The sequence below is a fragment of the Candidatus Izemoplasmatales bacterium genome, assembly GCA_041649275.1.
Classification (GTDB): domain Bacteria; phylum Bacillota_I; class Bacilli_A; order Izemoplasmatales; family Hujiaoplasmataceae; genus UBA12489.
Genome location: JBAZNL010000012.1, coordinates 1 through 20,983, shown reverse-complemented (window position 1 = coordinate 20,983; position 20,983 = coordinate 1). Strand labels below are relative to the sequence as shown.

18 protein-coding genes and 1 riboswitch are annotated in these 20,983 nt (G+C 63.2%); of the genes, 17 read left to right on the top strand and 1 reads right to left on the bottom strand.

Annotated elements, in window-relative coordinates:
* The first annotated feature begins 21 nt into the window (after positions 1-21).
* Complete coding sequence (locus WC509_06845; protein ID MFA5007167.1) at positions 22-2,595, top strand: EAL domain-containing protein; 2,574 nt, start codon at positions 22-24, stop codon at positions 2,593-2,595.
* On the top strand, positions 2,592-4,103 hold the full coding sequence (locus tag WC509_06840; GenBank protein MFA5007166.1) for a GGDEF and EAL domain-containing protein: 1,512 nt from the start codon (positions 2,592-2,594) through the stop codon (positions 4,101-4,103). The genes WC509_06845 and WC509_06840 overlap by 4 nt, the downstream gene beginning before the upstream one ends.
* Before the next feature lie 78 nt (positions 4,104-4,181).
* On the opposite strand, the gene WC509_06835 is transcribed toward WC509_06840, so the two are convergent.
* Positions 4,182-4,808 carry a TetR/AcrR family transcriptional regulator gene (locus WC509_06835; protein ID MFA5007165.1) on the bottom strand — a complete coding sequence of 209 codons (627 nt, stop codon included), beginning with the start codon at positions 4,806-4,808 and terminating at the stop codon, positions 4,182-4,184.
* 306 nt (positions 4,809-5,114) lie between these two features.
* On the opposite strand from WC509_06835, the gene WC509_06830 reads away from it, so the two are divergent.
* From WC509_06830 to WC509_06760, 15 genes are all read left to right on the top strand, one after another.
* A complete protein-coding gene (locus tag WC509_06830) occupies positions 5,115-6,323 on the top strand; it encodes an acetyl-CoA C-acetyltransferase (GenBank protein ID MFA5007164.1) in 1,209 nt (402 codons plus the stop codon).
* Between the two features lie 39 nt (positions 6,324-6,362).
* A complete protein-coding gene (gene fabG / locus WC509_06825; protein MFA5007163.1) occupies positions 6,363-7,082 on the top strand; it encodes a 3-oxoacyl-ACP reductase FabG in 720 nt (239 codons plus the stop codon).
* A 29-nt stretch (positions 7,083-7,111) separates the two neighbouring features.
* Positions 7,112-8,143 (top strand): 3-oxoacyl-ACP synthase, encoded by a 1,032-nt coding sequence (locus tag WC509_06820; protein ID MFA5007162.1) that lies wholly within the window; start codon positions 7,112-7,114, stop codon positions 8,141-8,143.
* A complete protein-coding gene (locus WC509_06815; protein MFA5007161.1) occupies positions 8,136-9,221 on the top strand; it encodes a branched-chain amino acid ABC transporter permease in 1,086 nt (361 codons plus the stop codon). Before WC509_06820 ends, WC509_06815 begins: the two co-directional genes overlap by 8 nt.
* 1 nt (position 9,222) lies before the next feature.
* Positions 9,223-10,293, top strand: a complete 1,071-nt coding sequence (locus WC509_06810; GenBank protein ID MFA5007160.1) for a branched-chain amino acid ABC transporter permease — start codon at positions 9,223-9,225, stop codon at positions 10,291-10,293.
* Positions 10,277-11,860, top strand: a complete 1,584-nt coding sequence (locus WC509_06805) for an ABC transporter ATP-binding protein (protein ID MFA5007159.1) — start codon at positions 10,277-10,279, stop codon at positions 11,858-11,860. The genes WC509_06810 and WC509_06805 overlap by 17 nt, the downstream gene beginning before the upstream one ends.
* Positions 11,860-12,636, top strand: a complete 777-nt coding sequence (locus WC509_06800) for an ABC transporter ATP-binding protein (GenBank protein ID MFA5007158.1) — start codon at positions 11,860-11,862, stop codon at positions 12,634-12,636. The genes WC509_06805 and WC509_06800 overlap by 1 nt, the downstream gene beginning before the upstream one ends.
* A gap of 52 nt (positions 12,637-12,688) precedes the next feature.
* Complete coding sequence (locus tag WC509_06795) at positions 12,689-14,068, top strand: ABC transporter substrate-binding protein (protein ID MFA5007157.1); 1,380 nt, start codon at positions 12,689-12,691, stop codon at positions 14,066-14,068.
* 94 nt (positions 14,069-14,162) lie between these two features.
* The gene (locus WC509_06790; protein ID MFA5007156.1) at positions 14,163-15,485 is read left to right on the top strand and encodes an acetyl-CoA hydrolase/transferase C-terminal domain-containing protein; all 1,323 of its coding nucleotides are present in this window, start codon (positions 14,163-14,165) and stop codon (positions 15,483-15,485) included.
* On the top strand, positions 15,472-16,293 hold the full coding sequence (locus tag WC509_06785; GenBank protein ID MFA5007155.1) for an alpha/beta fold hydrolase: 822 nt from the start codon (positions 15,472-15,474) through the stop codon (positions 16,291-16,293). The genes WC509_06790 and WC509_06785 overlap by 14 nt, the downstream gene beginning before the upstream one ends.
* 16 nt (positions 16,294-16,309) lie before the next feature.
* Positions 16,310-17,191 carry an alpha/beta hydrolase gene (locus tag WC509_06780; protein ID MFA5007154.1) on the top strand — a complete coding sequence of 294 codons (882 nt, stop codon included), beginning with the start codon at positions 16,310-16,312 and terminating at the stop codon, positions 17,189-17,191.
* 182 nt (positions 17,192-17,373) lie between these two features.
* A riboswitch (cyclic di-GMP riboswitch) is annotated at positions 17,374-17,451 on the top strand.
* Positions 17,452-17,614: 163 nt separating this feature from the next.
* Positions 17,615-18,379, top strand: a complete 765-nt coding sequence (locus WC509_06775) for a hypothetical protein (GenBank protein MFA5007153.1) — start codon at positions 17,615-17,617, stop codon at positions 18,377-18,379.
* 72 nt (positions 18,380-18,451) lie between these two features.
* Entirely contained in the window at positions 18,452-19,414 is a 963-nt protein-coding gene (locus tag WC509_06770) for a hypothetical protein (GenBank protein ID MFA5007152.1), read from the top strand.
* Between the two features lie 45 nt (positions 19,415-19,459).
* Complete coding sequence (locus WC509_06765; GenBank protein MFA5007151.1) at positions 19,460-20,404, top strand: hypothetical protein; 945 nt, start codon at positions 19,460-19,462, stop codon at positions 20,402-20,404.
* Positions 20,405-20,471: 67 nt separating this feature from the next.
* A partial coding sequence (locus WC509_06760; GenBank protein ID MFA5007150.1) for a hypothetical protein occupies positions 20,472-20,983 on the top strand: 512 nt, incomplete at its 3' end.

Sequence of the window (20,983 nt, the reverse complement as noted above, 5' to 3'; positions counted from 1 at the left end):
CATGAAAGGAGGGGGCGACCCATGCCGAAAAAGGCCAAGGCTCCCAAAACGCCGAAATCCGGCAAACCCTATCGCCTCTCGCATCGGATCGTCGGACTGACGATCCTCGTCGACGGCGTCTTCCTCGTCTTCCTGATGGCCCTGATCGCCGCCCTCTACTACGTCGGGATGAAGAACGCCGAGGCCGAGAACGCCGCCTTGCGCGCCGAAGCGGCGACCGCCGCGGTGGACGCGTGGATCGGCGGCGCGGAGACTGACGTCGTCGGCCTTTCCGCCGATCCGACGGTGAAGGAGTTCCTCGCCCGCCTCTACGACGGCGCCGATCCCTCGGTCCCGCTCCCCGGCGACCCCGACTACGCGATGGTCCTCCGCTTCTACGAGGCCCTGAACACCGCCGGCAGCCTCGGCGGCAGCGACCCCTACGATTTCCTCTTCGTCGCCTCGACAGCTTCCTGCCTGACCGGCGACGACGGCTGCTACGTGGGCACCGGCGACGCCATCTCCGACGCCGACTGGAACCTCACCGAACGGCCCTGGTACCTCGCCGTCCAGGCATCCGCCGACGGTGTCGCGGTCTCCGACCCCTACGTCGACGCGCGCACCGGCGAGTATGTCGTCACGATCGCCGCGACCGTGAAGGCGGCCGGTCTCACGATCGGCTACGTCGGGATCGACGTCCTGCTCTCCTCGCTGCCCGGGCTGCTTGCGGCCGACCCCGCCAATCCGGTCCTGATCTACGCCGGATCCGCCGGCGACGAGACCGTGCTGTACTATTCCGGAACCGCGGCGACTTCCTACGGGATGCTCTCGGGGGCGGCGATCGCCGCCGCGGACGCGGACAACGGCTATGGCGACGCGGGCGTCGCGGCAATCATCGCCGCGCGCGACGGCGACGGTGCCGTCCGCGCGCTCGGATCGGAATACGTGCTTTCCTTCACCGCCCTCGACCGCGTCGGCTGGACGGTCGTCGCGCTCGTCGACCAAGGGACCGGATTCGGTCTCGAGATCACCCTCGCGGTCCTGATCGCGCTCGTCCTCGGGATCCTCGCCGTCGTCGGCGCGATCCTGTCGAAACGCATCGGACGCTCGCTCTCGCCGATCGACGACATCCTCGATTCGATCGAGGAGATCAAGCGCGGAAAGTACGACGTGAAGGTGAACGTGACCGAGAACAACGAACTCAAGCACGTCGCCGACGCGATCAACATCATGTCGAGCGAGATCGGCGACCAGATGGACCTCGTCTACAAGAGCTTCCTCTACGACGCCATGACCGGTCTGAAGAACCGCCGGGCCAGCCATCAGGAGATCGAGGAGCAGTACCTGCGGGGCGGCGAGAAGACGGCCTTCTGCATGATCGACCTGAACAACCTGAAGAACATCAACGTGACCAAGGGCCTGCCGGTCGGCGACGAACTCCTCCGGGCATTCGCCGACCGCCTCGTCGACGCGCTCGGATCGAAGGAACGCGTCTACTCGAACGGCGGCAACGAATTCCTCTTCGTCCTTCCCCGGATCCGCGCCCTCGAATCGGTCGAGGCGACGATCCTCAAGGTCTTCGACCGCTTCCGCGCGCCGATCGACATCCGCAACATCAAGGTCGAGATCAAGTGCAACATCGGCGTCGCGGTCTATCCCTACGACGGTCGGAAGCTCGAGGAACTCGTCAAGAAGTGCGACACCGCCCTCTTCAAGGCGAAGGAGCAGGGCAACGCCCGCTTCGTCTTCTACAACGACCAGATCACCCGCGAGGTGAACTACAAGGCCCAGATCAACGAGCAGCTCGCCGACGCCGTCGAGAAGAACCAGCTCTCGCTCAAGTTCCAGCCGCTCGTCGACATCCACAACGAGATCTACGGCTTCGAGGCGCTGGCCCGATGGAAATCGCCCACGCTCGGCGAGATCAGCCCGCAGATCTTCATCTCCAACGCCGAGGAGTCGCATCTCATCATCCCGATCGGCACGTGGATCCTCCGGGAAGCCTGCAAGGCGCAGGTGGCGTTCGCGAAACGCTTCGGGAAGGACTTCGTGATGTCCGTGAACGTGAGCCCCGTGCAGATCCTCCAGAAGGATTTCATCGAGGTCCTCCGCAAGGTCGTCGTCGAGTCGGACATCGATCCGCGCTACCTCGTCCTCGAGATCACCGAAGGCATCCTGATCGACTCGACGATCTACCTCGAGGAAACGATCGACTTCATCCACGAGATCGGCGCCAGGATCGCCCTCGACGACTTCGGCACCGGCTACGCGTCGCTCACCTACGTGAGGAAGCTGCCGTTCGACAACCTCAAGATCGACAAGTCGTTCGTCGACGGCATCTTCACTTCGAAGAAGGACCACGCGATCCTCGGCAGCATCGTCGACCTGGTCCACAACCTCAACATGAAGGTCATCGCCGAGGGCGTCGAGACGCGCAAGCAGTACGAGTTCCTGAAGCAGATCACCACCGACGTCTACCAGGGCTTCCTCTTCTCCAAGCCGCTCACCTTCGACGAATCCGCGACCTTCGTCGACCAGTTCTACAAAGTCGCCAAAGCGAAGCGCATCGACGTGTTCGGCGCCCGCGACTACACGAAAGAAGGGACCGAATCATGATCAATCCGCTCATTCTGGAAATCTACCTCTCCCAGGGCTTCGAGGTCGTCGTCGCGGTCGTCATCATCCTCGTCACCGCCTTCGCCGCCTTCATGCTCTACCGTTCGGTCCGCGCCGACTTCAGGCAGGAGATCGAGAACCGGAAGCTGATGAAGGAGGCCCTCGCCGAAGCGAAGGGGGGAGACGACAAGGACAAGCTGTTCGCCGACAAGAAGGCGATCTCGAAGAAGTCGAAGGACATCTACGCCCTCGTCGACCAGGAGCTGGCGCGCGCCAAGGAAGGCGAGGTCAGCGTCCTCTTCTACATGAACATCGACGATTTCCGCCGCGTCGTCAAGGACTACGGCCAGGACAAGGCCGACAAGGTCGTCGACGAGATCGCCGGCCGGCTCCGCAAGCTCGGCGACAAGCGGTCCGTCGCCGGCCACAAGGAGCACGACGTGTTCCTCTACTATCTGCCCGGTCCCGTCGACAACGACGTCATCAAGCAGTACGCCGGGATGATCCTGAAGACCGTCGCCGAACCGCTCAAGGCGGTCGACGGCGCCATCACCACCTCGATCGGCGTGGTCGTGTTCCCGTTCGACGGCATCTCCGTCGCCCAGCTCGTGAAGAACGCCGAGATCGCCCTCTACGTCGCGAAGAAGAAGGGCAAGAACCAGTTCGCCCTCTACTCCTCGGAACTGATCGAGAAGGAACAGTTCAACGCCAACTACTACCACGAGATCAAGGAATCGATCAAGAACGACGAGTTTTTGCTCTACTACCAGCCGATCGTCGACGTCAAGACCGGCCGCCTGATCGGCCTCGAATCGCTCCTCCGCTGGAACCACCCGACGCTCGGGATCCTGCCTCCGGGCAAGTTCCTGAACGTGATGGAGCTGACCGGCGACATCACCTGGTTCGGCGCCTGGGGCTTCGAGAAGATCGTCGAGCAGTACGTCGCCTGGAAGAAGTCGCTCCGCATCAAGGACATCTTCATCTCCACCAACCTCTCGCCCAAGCAGCTCGAACTCGAGAACCTCGCCCGCACCTTCTACGAGATCGTCAAGAAGCAGCACTTCGAGCCCGAGGCGTTCTGCCTCGAGATCATCGACTACTACACCGTCGTCAAGAACCCCGTCTGCGTCCAGAACCTGAACGAGTTCCGCCGCTTCGGCTTCCGGATCGCGATCGACGACCTCGGCGACCAGTTCGAACTGATCCAGGACATGACGAGGATCCCCGCGAACATCGTCAAGATCGCCCGCGAGGACGTCCTCAAGATCATGAACAAGTTCGAGGAGGCCGAGAAGATCGAGCGCGTCATCGCCGCCGCCCTCTCCCGCCAGAAGGTCGTCATCGCCGAAGGCGTCGAGGACACCGCGATGCTCGCAGACCTCGCGGGCCTCGGGGTGCGCTTCATGCAGGGCTATTACTTCAGCCCGCCGAAGTCGATCGAGGAGACCGCGCAGATCCTCAAGAAGACGCCCTGGAGCGTCGCCGAGTTCGGCATCCAGACGCGCTGACGAAAACAACGAAAATGCCGGAAGCAGGATCTCCCGGCCGAGGCATGTGAAAAGGCAACCGTCGCCGGTTGCCTTTTTTCACGATGGGATGGAGACGCGTTTCTGGAACAGACCGGTGTCGAGGAGCTTCATCGCCTCGTCGACGACGCGGTCGACCTCGGCCTCCTCGGCCTCGTTGCGGAAGAGGATCTGCAGACCGACGAAGTTCGAGACGCCCATCAGGACGTAGGCGACGGTCTCGAGATCGACGTCGCCGCGGATCTCGCCGTTGTCGGCGAACTTCTTCAGATGGTAGACGTAGGAGGCGGCGAAGGACTCGTAGTAGTCCCGGAAGATCTTGAAGTCGACGAAGAGCGACTCCCACACGACCTTGTAGGCGAGCGGGTCGCGGCGGACGTACTGGATGAACGCCTTCAGACCCTCGCGCTCGATCTCGCGGCGCGTGGTGAGGCCGACGATCGCGTTCGCCGACGCCTTGCGGATCGAGGTCTTGTACTGCTCGAGCAGATAGAGGTAGAGGGCGAGCTTGTTGTCGAAATAGATGTAGAAGGTGCCGGCGGCGACCTTCGACTTGGCGATGATGTCGTTCACCGACGTCGCCTGGAAGCCGTTGTTGGCGAACAGCTTGCGGCCGGTACGGATGATCTTGTCGAACGTCTTCTGCCCCACCTTGGTGCGCGGCAGACGGAAATCGGCTTTGTCCACGGGCATCGCCTCCTCGTACCATTGTAACCCATCAAACGGTGGATTTCAACCCGTAAAAGGCGAAAAGAACGCCGAAAGCGCGGAAATCCGTCCGTATGAATAAGTTTTCATGTCTGCGGATTCCGGATTTCCCCTTCCTTTCAGTATTTACATCACTTTCATTAGTGAAAGCGCTTGACTTTTCCATTTCGTTCCGATAGAATGGGATCGTGATATGAACTTTTATTCATGTGCCGGCGACGGGCCGGACTGAAGAAACGGATACTTGGCGCCGCGAGCCGCGGACGCCATCACATAGGAGGCAACATGGAACGGAAAGTCTACATCGTCGGGGCGAAGCGGAGCCCCATCGGATCATTCCTCGGTTCGCTCAAGGACCTGCATCCGTCCGAATTCGGCGCGCAGGTGCTGAAGGCCGTCCTGACCGAAGCCGCCGTGCCGGTCGACAAGATCGACGAGGTCATCGTCGGCAACGTCATCGCCGCCGGGACGGGACAGGGTCTCGCCCGCCAGATCGCGATCAAGGCCGGCATTCCCGCCGAAGTCCCCGCCTACGCCGTGAACATGGTGTGCGGATCGGGCATGAAGACGATCATGAACGCCTTCGCCGGCATCCGGGCCGGCATGGCCGACCTCGTCGTCGCCGGCGGCGTCGAATCGATGAGCCAGGCGCCCTTCATCGTCTCCGGCAAGGTCCGCGACGGCAACAAGATGGGCGACATGGCGATGCAGGACGCGATCCTGCTCGACGCCCTCACCGACGCCTTCGGGAAGATGCACATGGGCATCACCGCCGAGAACATCGCCGCCAAGCATCAGATCTCCCGCGACGCCCAGGACGCCTTCTCGCTTTCGTCCCAGGCCAAGGCGATCGCCGCGGTCGACGCCGGCGTCTTCGACGGCGAGATCGTCCCGATCGAGATCAGGACCAAGAAGGAGACCCTCGTCTTCGCCAGGGACGAGTATCCGAACCGCACCACCAACCCCGAGAAGATGGCGAAGCTCCGTCCCGCCTTCAAGCCCGACGGATCGGTCACGGCCGGTTCGTCCTCCGGCATCAACGACGGCGCCTCGTTCACCGTCGTCGCCTCCGAGGACGCGATCCGGACATACGGCCTCAAGCCGCTCGCCGAGATCGTCGCCGTCGGTCAGGGCGGCGTCGACCCCGCCTACATGGGCCTCGGCCCCGTCCCGGCGATCAAGAACGTCCTCCGCGAAGCCGGGATGACGCTCGCCGAGATGGAGGTCATCGAACTCAACGAGGCGTTCGCCGCGCAGAGCCTCGGCGTCGTCGCCGAACTGGCCGCCGAACACGACCTCGACGGCGCGGCGATCCTCGCGAAGACGAACCAGCACGGCGGCGCGATCGCGCTCGGCCATCCCGTCGGGATGTCCGGCAACCGCATCGTCGTCACCCTGATCCACGACATGATCAAGAACGACCGGAAGCTCGGGCTCGCCAGCCTCTGCATCGGCGGCGGGATGGGCACCGCCGTCGTCCTGAAACGCGCCTGACCGACATCGGAACACATTCTACCTACGGAGGGTACAACCATGAAACTACAGGGAAAGATCGCCGTCGTCACGGGCGGCGCCAAGGGAATCGGCATGGAGATCTGCAAGGCGTTCGCCCGCGAAGGGGCCACCGTCATCGCCGCCGACATGGGCGAGATGAGCTATCAGGAGGAACGCGTCGAGGGCTGGAAGCTGAACGTCACCGACGTCGCCGGCGTCCAGGCCTTCTTCGACCAGATCGTCGCCAAATACGGCCGGATCGACATCCTCGTCAACAACGCCGGCATCACCAAGGACGCGATGACGCGCAAGATGACGGACGAGATGTGGGACGCCGTCCTGAACGTCAACCTCAAGGGCGTCTTCAACCTCACCCGTCTCGTCGGCCCGCAGATGGAGACCATCGGCGGCGGTTCGATCATCAACATCTCCTCGGTCGTCGGCGTCTTCGGCAACATCGGCCAGGCGAACTACGCCGCCTCCAAGGCCGGCATCCTCGGCCTGACGATGACCTGGGCGAAGGAATTCGCCCGCAAGGGCATCCCGGTCCGCTGTAACGCGATCGCGCCCGGCTACGTCATGACCGACATCCTCAAGACGGTTCCGGAGGATCTTCTCCAGTCCTTCGCCAAGATGACGATGCTCGGCCGCCTCGGGCAGCCCGAAGAGATCGCCAAGGCGGCCCTCTTCCTCGCCTCGGACGATTCGTCCTACGTCACCGGCCAGACCCTGAACGTCAACGGCGGCATGCGCCTGTAATCCCCCATCCACCCCAAGGAGTGATACCCATGAAGACCCCAAGCGTCGGGATCGTCGGTACCGGCGTCTACATCCCCGAAGGCCGCATCACCGCGGCCGAGATCAGCGCCAGGACGAACGGCGTCTGGTCGGAGGCGGCCGTCGTCGAGAAACTCGGCATCCGGTCCAAATCGATTCCCGGTCCGGACGACGGCACCCAGGAGATGGGCGCCCGCGCCGCCATCGACGCCCTAGCCCGCACGGGCATGGATCCGAAGGACATCGACGTCATCCTGTGCGTCGGCGAGGAGTGGAAGGAATATCCCCTCACCACCTCCGCGCTCTACATCCAGGACAAGATCGGCGCCACGAACGCCTGGGGCATCGACGTCCAGAACCGCTGCTGCACGACCGTGTCGGCGATGAAGATCGCGCGCGACATGCTCGTCGCGGACGACGAGATCGAGGTCGTCATGGTCGTCGGCGGATACCGCAACGGCGACTTTGTCGACTACGCCGACAAGGACATGTCGATGATGTACAACCTCGGCGCCGGCGGCGGCGCGATCATCCTGAAGAAGAACTACGGCAGAAACCTCCTCCTCGGAAGCCACGTGATCGGCGACGGCTCGCTCTCCCGCACCGCGGGGGTCGAGATCGGCGGCATCTGCAACCCGATCACCGCCGAAAACTACCTCGAGGCGCGGAAGTCGCTCCGCCTGATGGATCCGGTGGCGATGAAGAACCGCCTGAACGAGGTCTCGATGCCGAACTGGTACAAGTGCATCGACGAGTCGCTCCGCAAGTCGGGACTCTCGCGCAAGGACATCGGCTATCTCGACATCCTCCACATCAAGCGCTCCGGACATCTCCAGATGGTGCGCGACCTCGGGCTCCGCGAGGACCAGACGATCTACCTCGAGGACTACGGCCACATCGGTCAGATCGACCAGATCCTCTCGCTCCATCTCGCGCTCGAGCGCGGGCTGGTGAAGGACGGCACCGTCGTCTGCATGCTCGCGGCCGGGATCGGCTACGTGTGGGCCGCGAACATCGTCCGCTGGGGGTCGCAGGATGCTTGAGAAACTCCTCTACGTCGTCCTCGGAGCCGTCGGCGTCTACTTCGCCGTCGACCTCCTCGTCTTCCGCCGCCTCGCCAAGCGCCCGCTCTACCGGACCCGGCTCCAGAACGCCCTGCTTCTGGTCGCGATCGTCGTCGGTCTGCTCCTCGCCATTCGCGAGATGACGCTCTATCTGTTCCTGCAGATCGTCTTCCTCAACATCGTCGAGATGTGCGTCCTCGTGCTCGCGACCACCGGCATCGTCCTGATCTTCAAGACGTCCGTGACCACCAACTTCGCCCAGGGGACGATCGCCACGGTCGGAGCCTACGCCGCCGCCAAGCTGATCATCCGGCTGACCGCCGAGACGGACCTGCCGACGACGACCAAGCTGATCCTGGCGATGATCGCCTCGGCGGTCGTGACGTTTCTGATCGGCCTCTTCATCGACACCGTCATCTTCCGCAACAGCAAGTACTCCAATCCCGTCGGAAAGCAGATGATCACGATGGGCATCGTCCTCGTGCTCTTCGGCCTGATGCCGGTCCTCTTCGGGCTCCTGCCGCTCACGATCGAGGCCTTCTCCTACGAAGGCCGGATCATCGAGATCCCGGGGATGATGCCTCTGTATCTGCCCTACCACAATCTGATCGCGCTCGCGATCACGGTGGGGATGCTCGTGCTCCTGTTCGCCGCCCTCCGCTTCACGAAATGGGGACTCGGCGTCCGCGCCACCGCCTCGAACGAGACGGTCGCCGGCATGATGGGAGTCAACACGAAGGTCATCACCGCGCTCAGCTGGGCGATCGCCGGCACCTTCGGCGGAGTCGCCGCCTTCCTCTTCGCTCCGATCGGATCGGGTCTCTCGGTCGCGTTCATGACGCCGGTCCAGGTCAACGCCTTCCTGGCGTCGATCCTCGGCGGCTTCTCGACCTTCGGCGGCCCGCTCGTCGGCGCCGTCATGATCAACCTGTTCTCCTCGATCGCGTCCGCGATCAACTCCGTCTGGACGAACGTCATCGTCTATGTGCTCGTCCTCCTGCTCGTGCTGGTGAAACCGCTCGGACTCTTCGGCAGGAAGACGGCCAAGAAGGTGTGACATGGCCCTCCTCGCGCTCCGTCTCAGGACGTTTGTGAAACGGTTGTCCGCCCTCTCCAGGCACCCCTACTTCGGGTTCGTCGTCTTCGGCATCGCGCTCGTCGTCCTCCGTCTTTTCGCCCTCGGCGGAATCGTCCCGAACAGCCTCGCGAAATCGCTCACGGTCACCATGATTTACGCGATCGTCGCCCTCGGATTCTCGCTTCTGCTCGGATATGCCGGCCTCGCGTCGCTCGGCACCGCCGGCTTCGTCGGTCTCGGCACCTACTTCATCGGTCATTTCTCCGGCACCCTCGGGCAGACCTTCGCGGTCACGCTTGCGGTCTCGCTCGCCGGCGCCGTCGTCCTCGGCGCGGTCGTCGGATTCATCTCGCTGAGGATCGAGGGCATGTATCTCGCGATCATCACCCTCGGCCTCTCGGAGATCATGCGCGAGATCTTCAAGAGCTTCACCGCCTTCACCAACGGCGTCAACGGTCTCGAATTCCGCAACTTCACGCTCTTCGGCGCGCCGGTGTCGGAATTCGCCGTCGACATGATCGTCATCGTCGTTTTCATCCTCCTCATCCTCGGGACCCTGAACATCATCAAGAGTCCGACCGGCAGGGCGCTCCTGGCGATGAAGAACAGCGACTCGGCCGCGCAGTCGATGGGCATCGGCCTGATGCGGCACCGCCTCCTCGCCTTCGTCCTGGCGACCCTCTACGCCGTCATCGGCGGCCTGCTCTACATGATGGACCAGAAGTTCTCGATCCCGACGACCTGGAGCCTCGACTTCTCGCTCAACATCCTCGCCGCGGTCGTCGTCGGCGGCGCCCAGTCGATCACCGGCATCATCCTCGGCACCTTCATGATCTTCGGTCTGAACATGACCGTCCTGAAGGAGATCGCGTTCTTCCGTGAGTTTCCCGACGCGACCTGGATCGTGAGCGGCCTCCTCATCATCCTCATCACCATGTTCTACCCCGGCGGCCTGATCCGCCTGATCAACGCGATCCGCTTCAAGCTGACCGCCGCGATCCGGAAAATCCGCGCGAAATGGAGAGCGTACCGCTATGGCGAAGATGATTGACGCGTTTTTGAACTCGCTTCGTCTCGACGCCGTCGCCCGTCGGCGCGAACAGCGCACGTTCCTCTCGGAATACCTTCCCATCCTCGAGAAGTCGATCGAGGTGAAAGCCGCATCCGCCATCGCCCGCCGGCAGCGCGACGACCTCGCCCGGCTTCATGACGCGGCGATCGCCGCGGGCATCGCCGAACCCACGATCGAGGCCGAACGGTCGGCCGCGCTCGAACGCATCCGCGTCCGCTTCGATTTGAAGCGGCGCGCCAACGCCCAGAACCGCAAGCGCGCCCTCGCGAAAAGGACCGCCTCCGAGCTCTTCGACGACGTGCTGGCGGAACTCGTTGCGGCCGAAGCCGCCGCCGTCGCCGACATCGAGCGTCGGTTCGCGCCGAGCGCGACCGACCTTCCCGCCGCGACGCAGGCCTATCGGTCGTTGCTCGCCGCCGTCACCGCCGACACCGCCGCCGTCGTCGGCGCGATCGTCCGCCGACGCGACCGCAGATTCGCGGTGGTGCGGTCGACCTACGCCGCAAAGCTCGCCCGCCTCGACGCAAGGATTGCGGAACTCGTCTCCGAACTCGAAACAAGTCCGCGCGACAGGCGCGAAACCGTGCTGCGGAGTCGCATCGCCGCCCTCACGAGGGCCCTCGACAAGAAGAGCGCCGCCGGCGCATCCGCCGCGGTACGGTCGAAGTACGCCGAGCGGATCGCCCGCATCGACGCCGGAATCGCGAAACGCACCGCAAGGCTCAATCCCGTCGGCGACGACGGAAACGGGAACGTCCTGCCCGACGGCGTGATCCTGAGCGTCCGCAACCTGACGATGCGGTTCGGCGGCCTGCGCGCCGTCGACGACCTCAGCTTCGACGTGAAGGAAGGCGAGATCTTCGGCCTGATCGGCCCGAACGGCGCCGGCAAGACGACGATCTTCAACTGCATCACCCGCTTCTACCGCGCGACCTCCGGCGAGATGTACTACCGCAAGAACCTGGGTCAGGTCATCCGCCTGAACGACTACCCGGTGCACGACATCATCCGCCAGGGCATCGTCCGCACCTTCCAGAACGTCGAGCTCGTCTGGGAACTCTCGATCCTCGACAACCTGCTCGTCGCCGCCCATACCGTCTACCGCACCGGCTTCTTCGGACAGCTCCTGCATACCCCGCGCCTGAAGCGCGAGGAGGAGGTCCTCCGCGCGAAGGCGCTGTCGGTCCTGAAGACCCTCGACCTGCTTCCCTATGCCTACGCGGTTCCCTACGGCCTGCCCTACGGGATCCTCAAGAAGATCGAACTGGCGCGCACCCTGATGGCCAGTCCGCGCCTGATCATCCTCGACGAGCCGGCCGCCGGTCTCAACGACCGCGAGACCGAGGACCTGGCGAAGCTGATCAAGCGGATCCGCGACGATCACCACGCCACGATCTTCCTCGTCGAACACGACATGGGGCTCGTGATGGACGTCTGCGACACGGTCTGCGCGATCTCCTTCGGCAAGATGCTCGCGATCGGAACGCCGGCCGAAATTCAGGCCGACAAGGCCGTCAAGAGCGCCTATCTCGGGGAGGAATCGTGATGGCACGCATCCTGGAAATCCGCGACCTCGTGGTCGACTACGGCATCATCCGCGCTGTCAAGGGCATCAACCTGTCCGTCGAGAAGGGAACCATCGTCGCCATCCTGGGCGCCAACGGCGCCGGCAAGACGACGACGATCAAGGCGATCGACGGCGTCGTCCGTCCCTCTTCCGGATCGATCGTCTTCGATGGCAGGAACATCACCGGCAAGCCGTCCTACCGGCTCGCCTCCAGAGGCATCATCCAGTCCCCGGAAGGCCGCATGATCCTGAAGGGCCTGACCGTCGAGCAGAACCTGATGGTCGGCGCCTATTCGCTCAAGCCGGAGCGCCGCGCGACCGTCGGCAAGGACGGCCTGCCGCGTTTCAAGCGGATCTCCGTCCGCCGCCGTCGCAGGGAGGCGCTCGACGAGGTCTACGGCTACTTTCCGGTCCTGCGCGAGCGCCGCACCCAGCAGGCGTCGACGCTCTCCGGCGGCGAGCAGCAGATGCTCGCGATCGGCCGGGCGCTGATGGCGCGGCCGAAGCTGCTCCTCCTCGACGAACCCTCGCTCGGTCTCGCTCCCCTGATCGTCCAGGAGATCTTCGCCATCATCCGGAAGATCAAGGCCGACGGCAACACCATCCTCATGGTCGAACAGAACGCCTACCAGACCCTCAAGATCGCGGACTATGTCTATGTCCTCGAACTCGGGAAGGTCAAGACCGAAGGCAAGGCGGAGACGATGCTCGCGGACGCGGCGCTCGTCGAAGCCTACCTCGGCAAGCAGAAGTAACCAAGACAGGGAAATCGCCGGTGAAGCCGGCAGAAAATAAAAAGGAGAAAACATGAAGAAACTAGTTCTGATCGCGTCATTCATGCTTCTGGCGTTTGCGTTCGTCGGTTGCGAACTCGCGACGACCGAAGCCCCCGTCGTCACCACGACGTCCGGCGCCGTCGTCACCACAACGACCGAAGCCCCGATCACCACGACCACCGAGGCCCCGATCGTCGTCCAAGGCGTCACCGCCACCTCGATCAAGGTCGGCAACACCGCCGCCACCTCCGGTCCGTACGCCGCCGTCGGCGTGCCGTTCAACGAAGGCATGAAGGCCGTCTTCGCCCAGGTCAACGCCGCGGGCGGCATCGATGGCAGGACCATCCAGTTCGTCACCTACGACGACACCTTCAACGCCGCCACCGGTCTCGCCTTCACCGAGACGCTGATCGAGGAGGACGAAGTGTTCGCCCTCGTCGGCCACTTCGGCACTCCGACCGTCGGCGCCACCCTCGCGCTGATCCAGGAAGTCGGCATCCCGATGGTCTACGCCGCGACCGGCATCAACGGCCTCTACTTCGCCGAGTCCGTCGGCAATCCCGTCATGGCGGTCCAGCCGATCTACATGACCGACGGCCGCATCATGGCCGCCCGCGCGATCAAGGAAGCCGTTTACGGCGTGAACGGTGACGAAGAACTCGCCGCCGGCGCCAAGATCGGCGTCATCTACACGAACGACGACGTCGGACTCTCGATCAAGGCCGGCATCGAAGCTGAAGCCGAAATCCTCGGCAAGACCGCCGACATGGTCTACCAGGCGATCACCGCCGGCACGTACAACACCGCCGTCACCATCCTGCGCGCCTCCGGCTGCGCCGCGGTCATCCTCGCGATGAACCAGGAACCGTTCGGCTACGCCCTCACCTCGATGGCCAACCTCGCCTACAACGTCCCGATCTTCACGTCCTACGTCAACGCCGACGTCACCGCCGTCGACCACCTCCGCTACAACGTCGCCCGGCCGATCTACACGAACGCCTGGCTCGACACCTCCACCGAGGCCGGACTCGCCGGCTACATGGCCTTCGCCGGCGCGATGACCGCCAACGGCCAGGCCCAGTACGCCCTGAACGCCTACGCGATGGCCGGCTACATCGCCGCCACCGTCTTCGTCGAAGGCCTCCAGCGTGTCGCCGACGCCGAAGTCGAGCTGACCTGGGAGAACTACATCGCCGCCATGGAAGACAGCGAGATCGCCATCCCGATGGGCGGCGTCGTCGACTTCTCCGGCGGACACCGCTGGGGCATCGCCGCGATGTCGCTCCTGAAGTACGGCTTCTCCTACGGCGACAACCCGGCGACCACCGACGTCGTCGAGACCGACTTCCTCCGCGAAGCGTTCGCCAAGGTCCGCGAGATCGAAACGATCGCGACGATCGAAGCCAAGTAATCCGCGCAAACGAATTCCGCATGAACCGTCAAGGGAGAACCGGCCGCCGGTCTCCCTTGACGCGCATGCGCAGAGCCTGAAAGGACAAGAGCCCATGTACGGAAAAAACCCCCGGAAGATCACCGTCGACGAGGCGATCGCGCTCGTCAAGTCGGGCGACGAGATCGTCGTCGGAATGGCCGCGAACGAACCGCAGCTGTTCATGTCCAACCTCCACAAGGCCGGCGACCGCGTCACCGGCGTCACCGTCACCAACTGCCTTCCGATCGCGAACGCAGAATTCTTCATGGACGAGAAATGGCGCAAGAACTTCAGCCTCGACGGCTGGTTCTACACCAACGTCCTGCGCAAGGTCCACGAACACGGAAACATCTCGTTCATCCCGAACCATCTCCATTTCGCCGGGACGAAACGTCTCTTCCATAAAAAGCCCGACCTCTTCGTGACGGCGGCGACGCCGCCGGACAAGCACGGCTTCATGTCGCTGTCGCTCTCGAACGTCTACGAGAAGCAGATGATCGAGGCGGCGAAGATCGTCGTCGTCGAGATCAACCCGAACTTCCCGCGCACCTACGGCGACCTCGAGGTCCATCTCTCCGATGTCGACTACCTCGTCGACGCCGACTATCCGGCGCCGACGATTCCGAACGCCGTTCCGACCGAGAAGGACACGATCATCGGCAATTTCGTCGCCGAACGGATCCACGACGGCGACACCATCCAGCTCGGCATCGGCGGAATGCCCAACGCCGTCTCGAAGGCGCTCTTCGGGAAGAAGGACCTCGGCATCCATACGGAGATGTTCACCTCCGGGATGGTCGACCTGATCAAGGCCGGCGTCATCACCGGACGGAAGAAGACCCTCCATCCCGGAAAACACGTCTGCGCCTTCGCCTTCGGCACCCGGGAACTCTACGACTTCATCGACCAGAACCCGTCCGTGATGATGCTTGCGGGCTCGTACGTGAACGACCCCGCCGTCGTCGGAAAGAACGACAACATGGTCTCGATCAACTCGACGCTCGAGATCGACCTCACCGGCCAGTGCTGCTCGGAGTCGATCGGCACCCGCCAGTTCTCCGGCACCGGCGGCCAGAGCGACACCGCGATCGGCGCCCAGAACGCCAGAAACGGGCGTTCCTTCATCTGCCTCTACTCCACCGCCCAGGTCAAAAACCCGGCCACCGGCGAGAAGGAGGAGACCTCCAAGATCGTCGCCACGCTCAAGCCGGGCGCGGCCGTCTCGCTCTCCCGGAACGACGTCGACTACGTCGTGACCGAATACGGCGTCGCCGCCCTCCGCGGCACGAACATCCGCGAGCGCGCGCAGCTTCTCATTTCGATCGCCCATCCGAAATTCCGCGAACAGCTGACCCGCGAGGCGATCGAGGCGGGCTACCTCCATGAGCTTTTTTGAGCATCGCGGGAAGCGCGTCTTCTACACGACCGACGGGGCGGGCAAGCCGCTTCTGATCCTGAACGGGATCATGATGTCGACGAAGAGCTGGACGCCGTTCGTCCGCTCGCTGTCCACCGCCAACACGCTTTTCCGCGTCGACTTCTTCGACCAGGGGCAGAGCGACCGGCTCGAGGGCGAGACCTACACCCAGGACGTCCAGGTCGACCTGCTCGTTGGACTCCTCGACCACCTCGGCCTTGAAAAGGCCTCGTTCGTCGGGATCTCCTACGGCGGCGAAGTCGCCATCCGGCTCGCGATCGCATATCCCGACCGCGTCGACCGCCTCGTCCTCTTCAACACCACCGCCGCCACCGGCCCCTGGCTCAGGGACATCGGCCGCGGCTGGATCGCGACCGGCCGCACCCGCGACGGCGCCGCCTATTACCAGACGACGATCCCGGTCATCTATTCCCCGCACTACTACCGTTCCCGCCTCGAGTGGATGAAGAACCGCGAGAAGCTGCTCGTACCGATCTTCTCGACGCCAGCTTTCCTCGACGCGATGGAGCGTCTCACGCTCTCGGCCGAGGACTACGACGTCAAGGCCGACCTCGGCAGGATCAGGGCCAAGACGCTCATCGTCTCGGCCGAGGAGGACTACCTCACCCCGGTCGACCGGCAGGAGGAGCTCTACCGCCTGATCCCCGGCTCCGAATGGATCAAGATCCCGGTCGCCGGCCACGCCTCGATGTACGAACGCCCGCTCCTGTTCGCGACCCTCGTCACCGGGTTCGTGAACGTCGCGGACACCGAATACCAGATCTGACCAGGGAGGAAACCTCATGAAGAAGCAGATCCGCCTCGCCAACGGCGAGACCTACGCGTATCTCGAAAGCGGAACGGGACCGAAGACGCTGGTCCTGATCCACGGCAATCTGTCCTCGTCGCTCTACTACGAGCCGCTGATCGCGCGGGTTCCGGCGGACCTGCGCGTGCTCGCCCCCGACCTGCGCGGTTTCGGCGACTCCACCTACCTCGCCCGCGTCGGGTCTCTCAGGGAACTCGCCGGCGACGTGAAGCAGTTCCTCGACGCCCTCGGCGTCACGCGGGCCGCGATCCTCGGATGGAGCCTCGGCGGGGGCGTCGCGATGGAGTTCGCGGCGGCCTGGCCCGAGGTCACCGAACGGCTGATCCTGATCGATTCGACGACCCACCGCGGCTACCCGATCTTCAGGAAGAACGCGGCCTTCCAGCCCGAGGTCGGCAAGGCCTACGCCTCCGCCGACGAGATGGCCCTGGACCCGCTCCAGGTGAAGCCGGTCGTCGACGCGATCGCGGCGCAGAACGCGGCGTTCCTCACCTACATCTACGACGTCACGATCTACGCGAAGAACAAGCCGACCCCCGAGGAGAACGCCCGCTGGATCGGCGAGACCATGAAGCAGCGCAACCTGCCGGACGTCGACTTCGCGCTCGCGAGCCTGAACATGGCGTCCGAACCGAACTTCTACGGCCCCGGGAACAACGCGATCGCGAGGATCCACTGCCCCGTCCTGCATTTCTGGGGGACGCTCGACCGGACCGTCCCGGAAGCGATGGTCCAGGACAACATCCGGGCGATCCCGGGTCCCTCGACGTACGTCCGGTTCGAGGACTGCGGCCACTCGCCGCTCGTCGACAAGCCCGACGAACTCGCCGAACACATCGTCCGTTTCCTCCTTTGAGCGCCTATTGACGCTCCGTTTCACCCGCGGGACGCGCAGGCCGCGCGTCCCCGGGCGAGACGTCTTCGGGGGAATGCCGCTTTTTCCCCGGATTTGCAGCCGAATTGCGGATGAAATCGCGCGAAATATGAAAAAATCGATCCAATCCGCTTGACAATGCCGAAAATCGGATTTATAATTACTTCCGTAAAGAGCAAAACTAGAGAAATCTAGCGACGCAAAGCTATAGGGCCTTCGCAAGATGGCAGCCAGTTGCCGTTATCTGATTCTGAGATGAGGGCGCTTTTTTATTTCCAGGGACGCGGTGTATCCACATCGCGCGGTTCTGGCATAAGGAGCGCACCCCGTCGGAAAAGGATGGTGGCTTTTTTATTAGGTTGGAAAGCCACATCCGACGTCGGAACGGGGGGATGGACGCACGGTATGAGCCTCAGAACGAAACTGGCGCAGCGCGTCGTCGCCGCGTCGCGGGCCGCCCGGGTCGCGAAAGCCAGCCGGTGGGGCATCATCGCCAGCGGCGTCCTCACCTTCCTGATCTTCGCGATCTCGTACTACGGCCAGGTCGTCGGCAACTTCACCTTCACCGTCGACCGCATGGCACAGAGCGCCGGCATCACCCTCTACGAGAGCGCGGTCACGCGGGAATACACCTCCCGCCTGATCTCCGGCAAGGTCGAAAGCGCCGACGGCATGACCGCCCTGTGCGGAACCGAATACTCGACGTTCGAACTCGGTCACGACGTCTGCGTCCCGGACGATTCGTACCTGACTTCGGTCGACGGGTCGAACAACGGCGAATCGCTGATGGTGTACACCTTCTACCTCGAGAACGCGGGCGACCTGATGGTCGACATGCAAGCCGCGATCACGGTGGTGTCCGCCACCAAGGGCGCCGAAGAGGCGATCCGCGTCCGCGTCATCTTCGACGACGTGGGTCTCACCTTCGCCAAGCTCCAGACGGACGACGGCGACCGCCCCGGGGAACCGGAGATCGGCACCGAACCGTTCACGAGCATGACGACGGTGATGACGAAGAACTACACCGCCCTCCAGCCGGGCGCCGTCCTCAAGATCACGGTCGTCCTGTGGTTCGAGGGCGAGGACGCCGACCACAACCTGAACATCGTCGGCGGCGGCATCAAATTCCAGATGGACTTCACGGTGACCCACGTTTACGAGGAGTTCTAAGGGTCGGCAGCAAGATTCGACAGACAAAGTGTTATACGAAAAAAAAGATAGATAGGGAAAAGGAGAAAAATCATGAAATCACTCAGAAACAAGATCATCCTGTCCGGACTCGTCCTGCTCTTCGCCCTGGTCGCCACGATCGGCTCGACCTTCGCCTGGTTCACCGTGTCCAATACCGTCACCGTCGCTGCGATGCAGCTGAACGTCAAGACCTCCGAATCGCTCCTCATCAAGGTCTACGAGAACGAAGTCGGCGACGAAACCGCCTTGCTTGATGCCAACAACTACAAGGCAAACCTCGCTCTGACCGACATCACCGACCCGGAAGGCGACGGCAACAGCACCCATGCCGCCACCGAGCTCTACTGGAATCTCTCGACCTGGTACATGACCGATGTCACCGCAACGACCGCCCTTGATGGAACCACGCTCGGGAACGTCAAGGACCTGCGCACGCTGAATATCGATACCAAGGCTTGGTCCGCCACCGGCACGACCGTTGCCAATAGCGCGACCGGCAACTTCGTCGAACTCAAGTTCTGGGTCCTCTCGCAGGGCACCGGCACCGAGGACGTCGTCCTCTCCGACCTCGCGATCGACACCGTCGTCGCGAACTCCGATACGCAAGACAACATCGTGAATGCCGTCCGTCTCGCGACTTGGGTTTCCCAGACCGAAGAGAATGCCGTTGATGGCACCGCGTTCATCTACTCAGAAGATCCGGATTACGACTTCACCTTCACCGCCGGTATGAGAGGATATGACTCCGGTGTTCCCACCAACAACTCGATTCTTGCCGATTCCCGCGATGATCTCGTGACGGCGCACGCCTTGTTCAAGGGTTCCGCCGACGTCGCCGACGTCTCTGGAGATACCCTCGCCGAAGCGGATGTCATTTACACCCTTTCGCAGAACATTCCGACCCTCTTCACGGTCCGCATCTACATCGAAGGCTGGGATTCCGACACCACCAACGGCGTGCTCGCCGCCGCTTTCAACATCTCCTTCAAGTTCTCGCTCCAGGACATCGCCTGATAATCCTTCTTCAGGACACATATCATATGAAGGAGGCATGATACCATGACAAACCTGAAAACCAAAGTCATCATGACGGGTCTCGTCCTGCTGTTCGCGATCATCGCCTCGTTCGGTACGACCTTCGCCTGGTTCACGGTGTCCAACACCGTCGAAGTCGGTCAGATGCAGATCAACGTCAAGACCGACACCTCGCTCCTCATCCGCGTCTACGACGGGGAGTTCGAGGGCGACGCCGCGCAGGACCTCCTCGACGAGGAGAGCCTGCTCGACGCGGCGACGTACCGCAACAATCTCGTTTCCACCGACATCACCGACACGACCGAGTACGCCGGCCTCGCCGGCTACCGGCTCGGCCCGGTCACGGCCGCCAACGCCGCCTACGACGACCTCGACGGCCAGAATCTGAAGACGCTGAACGTCATCACCAAGGCGCTCACGACCACCACCAACGCGAACTCGCCCACCGGCGATTTCGTCGAACTCAAGTTCTGGCTCCTGTCCCAGGTGTCCAACAACACGATCTACCTGTCCGACCTGGCCGTCACGGTCGAGGCGGCCACGAACGATCTCGACACCCAGGACAACGTCATCTACGCGGTCAATCTCGCCGTCTGGATGTCGCAGGAGCTCGATGCTCCGGTCGTCAATCCGGCCCTGATCTTCAGCACCAACCCGGACTACGCCTTCGCCTTCACCGCCGGCATGCGCGGCGCCGCCGACACGCCCGACGAGCCGACCATCTCCGGTCCGTACTCGCTGACCGTCGACCAGCGCACCGCGCTGATCGGACAGCACTCGCTCTTCTACGGACTCGATTCCGCCAACATCTCCTCGTCGACGGTCCCGACCGCGCTCGCAGCCCTCAACGCCGACACGCCCTCGCTCATCACCGTACGCATCTACATCGAGGGCTGGGACGCCCAGACCACCAACGCCATCCTCGCGTCCAAATTCAACGTCTCGTTCAATTTCGAGATCATCGAATGAGTTCGATCCCGGTCCTCCCCGCCGTCCGACGGCGGGGAGACGGAATCGACGGAAAGAAGGCAACTGAATGAGCTCATTCAAGAAAAAGATCCTTCTCGCGGGCATGGTCGCGATCTTCTCGTTTCTCACCATGATCGGCGCCACCTACGCCTGGTTCACGATCGGCCTGGCGTCCGCCGTCGGTCCGATCGACATGACGATCCAGACCTCGACGTCGCTCATGATCATGATGGACGACATGAGCGCCGGCGGTTACGACTACGGCGATCCGACCGACAAGGCGTACCTCGACAACCCCGCGAACTATGTGACGTTGCTGACGAACGACGCGATCAAGGCCGAGTATCTCTTCGACAGCATCGTCTTCCAGCCGATCACGACCGAAGACGGCGCCTCCTGGATCCGACAGGACCTCACGACCGCGGCGTCCGCCGATCCGGCAGTTCCCGGCCAGTACATCGAATTCTCGGTCTGGCTGTTGTCGCAGGACAAGGCCGTGACCGTCGCCGTCATGAACTACGAGGCTTCCGCCGCGAACGTCAATCCGCTCCAGGACGCGGTCGTCGACTGCGTAAGGCT

Excerpts from the sequence above, each read along its gene's own strand:
- WC509_06845 (MFA5007167.1), top strand. The coding sequence starts at position 22 with ATGCCGAAAAAGGCCAAGGCTCCCAAAACGCCGAAATCCGGCAAACCC.
- WC509_06840 (MFA5007166.1), top strand. The coding sequence starts at position 2,592 with ATGATCAATCCGCTCATTCTGGAAATCTACCTCTCCCAGGGCTTCGAG.
- WC509_06830 (MFA5007164.1), top strand. The coding sequence starts at position 5,115 with ATGGAACGGAAAGTCTACATCGTCGGGGCGAAGCGGAGCCCCATCGGA.
- fabG (MFA5007163.1), top strand. The coding sequence starts at position 6,363 with ATGAAACTACAGGGAAAGATCGCCGTCGTCACGGGCGGCGCCAAGGGA.
- WC509_06820 (MFA5007162.1), top strand. The coding sequence starts at position 7,112 with ATGAAGACCCCAAGCGTCGGGATCGTCGGTACCGGCGTCTACATCCCC.
- WC509_06815 (MFA5007161.1), top strand. The coding sequence starts at position 8,136 with ATGCTTGAGAAACTCCTCTACGTCGTCCTCGGAGCCGTCGGCGTCTAC.
- WC509_06810 (MFA5007160.1), top strand. The coding sequence starts at position 9,223 with ATGGCCCTCCTCGCGCTCCGTCTCAGGACGTTTGTGAAACGGTTGTCC.
- WC509_06805 (MFA5007159.1), top strand. The coding sequence starts at position 10,277 with ATGGCGAAGATGATTGACGCGTTTTTGAACTCGCTTCGTCTCGACGCC.
- WC509_06800 (MFA5007158.1), top strand. The coding sequence starts at position 11,860 with ATGGCACGCATCCTGGAAATCCGCGACCTCGTGGTCGACTACGGCATC.
- WC509_06795 (MFA5007157.1), top strand. The coding sequence starts at position 12,689 with ATGAAGAAACTAGTTCTGATCGCGTCATTCATGCTTCTGGCGTTTGCG.
- WC509_06790 (MFA5007156.1), top strand. The coding sequence starts at position 14,163 with ATGTACGGAAAAAACCCCCGGAAGATCACCGTCGACGAGGCGATCGCG.
- WC509_06785 (MFA5007155.1), top strand. The coding sequence starts at position 15,472 with ATGAGCTTTTTTGAGCATCGCGGGAAGCGCGTCTTCTACACGACCGAC.
- WC509_06780 (MFA5007154.1), top strand. The coding sequence starts at position 16,310 with ATGAAGAAGCAGATCCGCCTCGCCAACGGCGAGACCTACGCGTATCTC.
- WC509_06775 (MFA5007153.1), top strand. The coding sequence starts at position 17,615 with ATGAGCCTCAGAACGAAACTGGCGCAGCGCGTCGTCGCCGCGTCGCGG.
- WC509_06770 (MFA5007152.1), top strand. The coding sequence starts at position 18,452 with ATGAAATCACTCAGAAACAAGATCATCCTGTCCGGACTCGTCCTGCTC.
- WC509_06765 (MFA5007151.1), top strand. The coding sequence starts at position 19,460 with ATGACAAACCTGAAAACCAAAGTCATCATGACGGGTCTCGTCCTGCTG.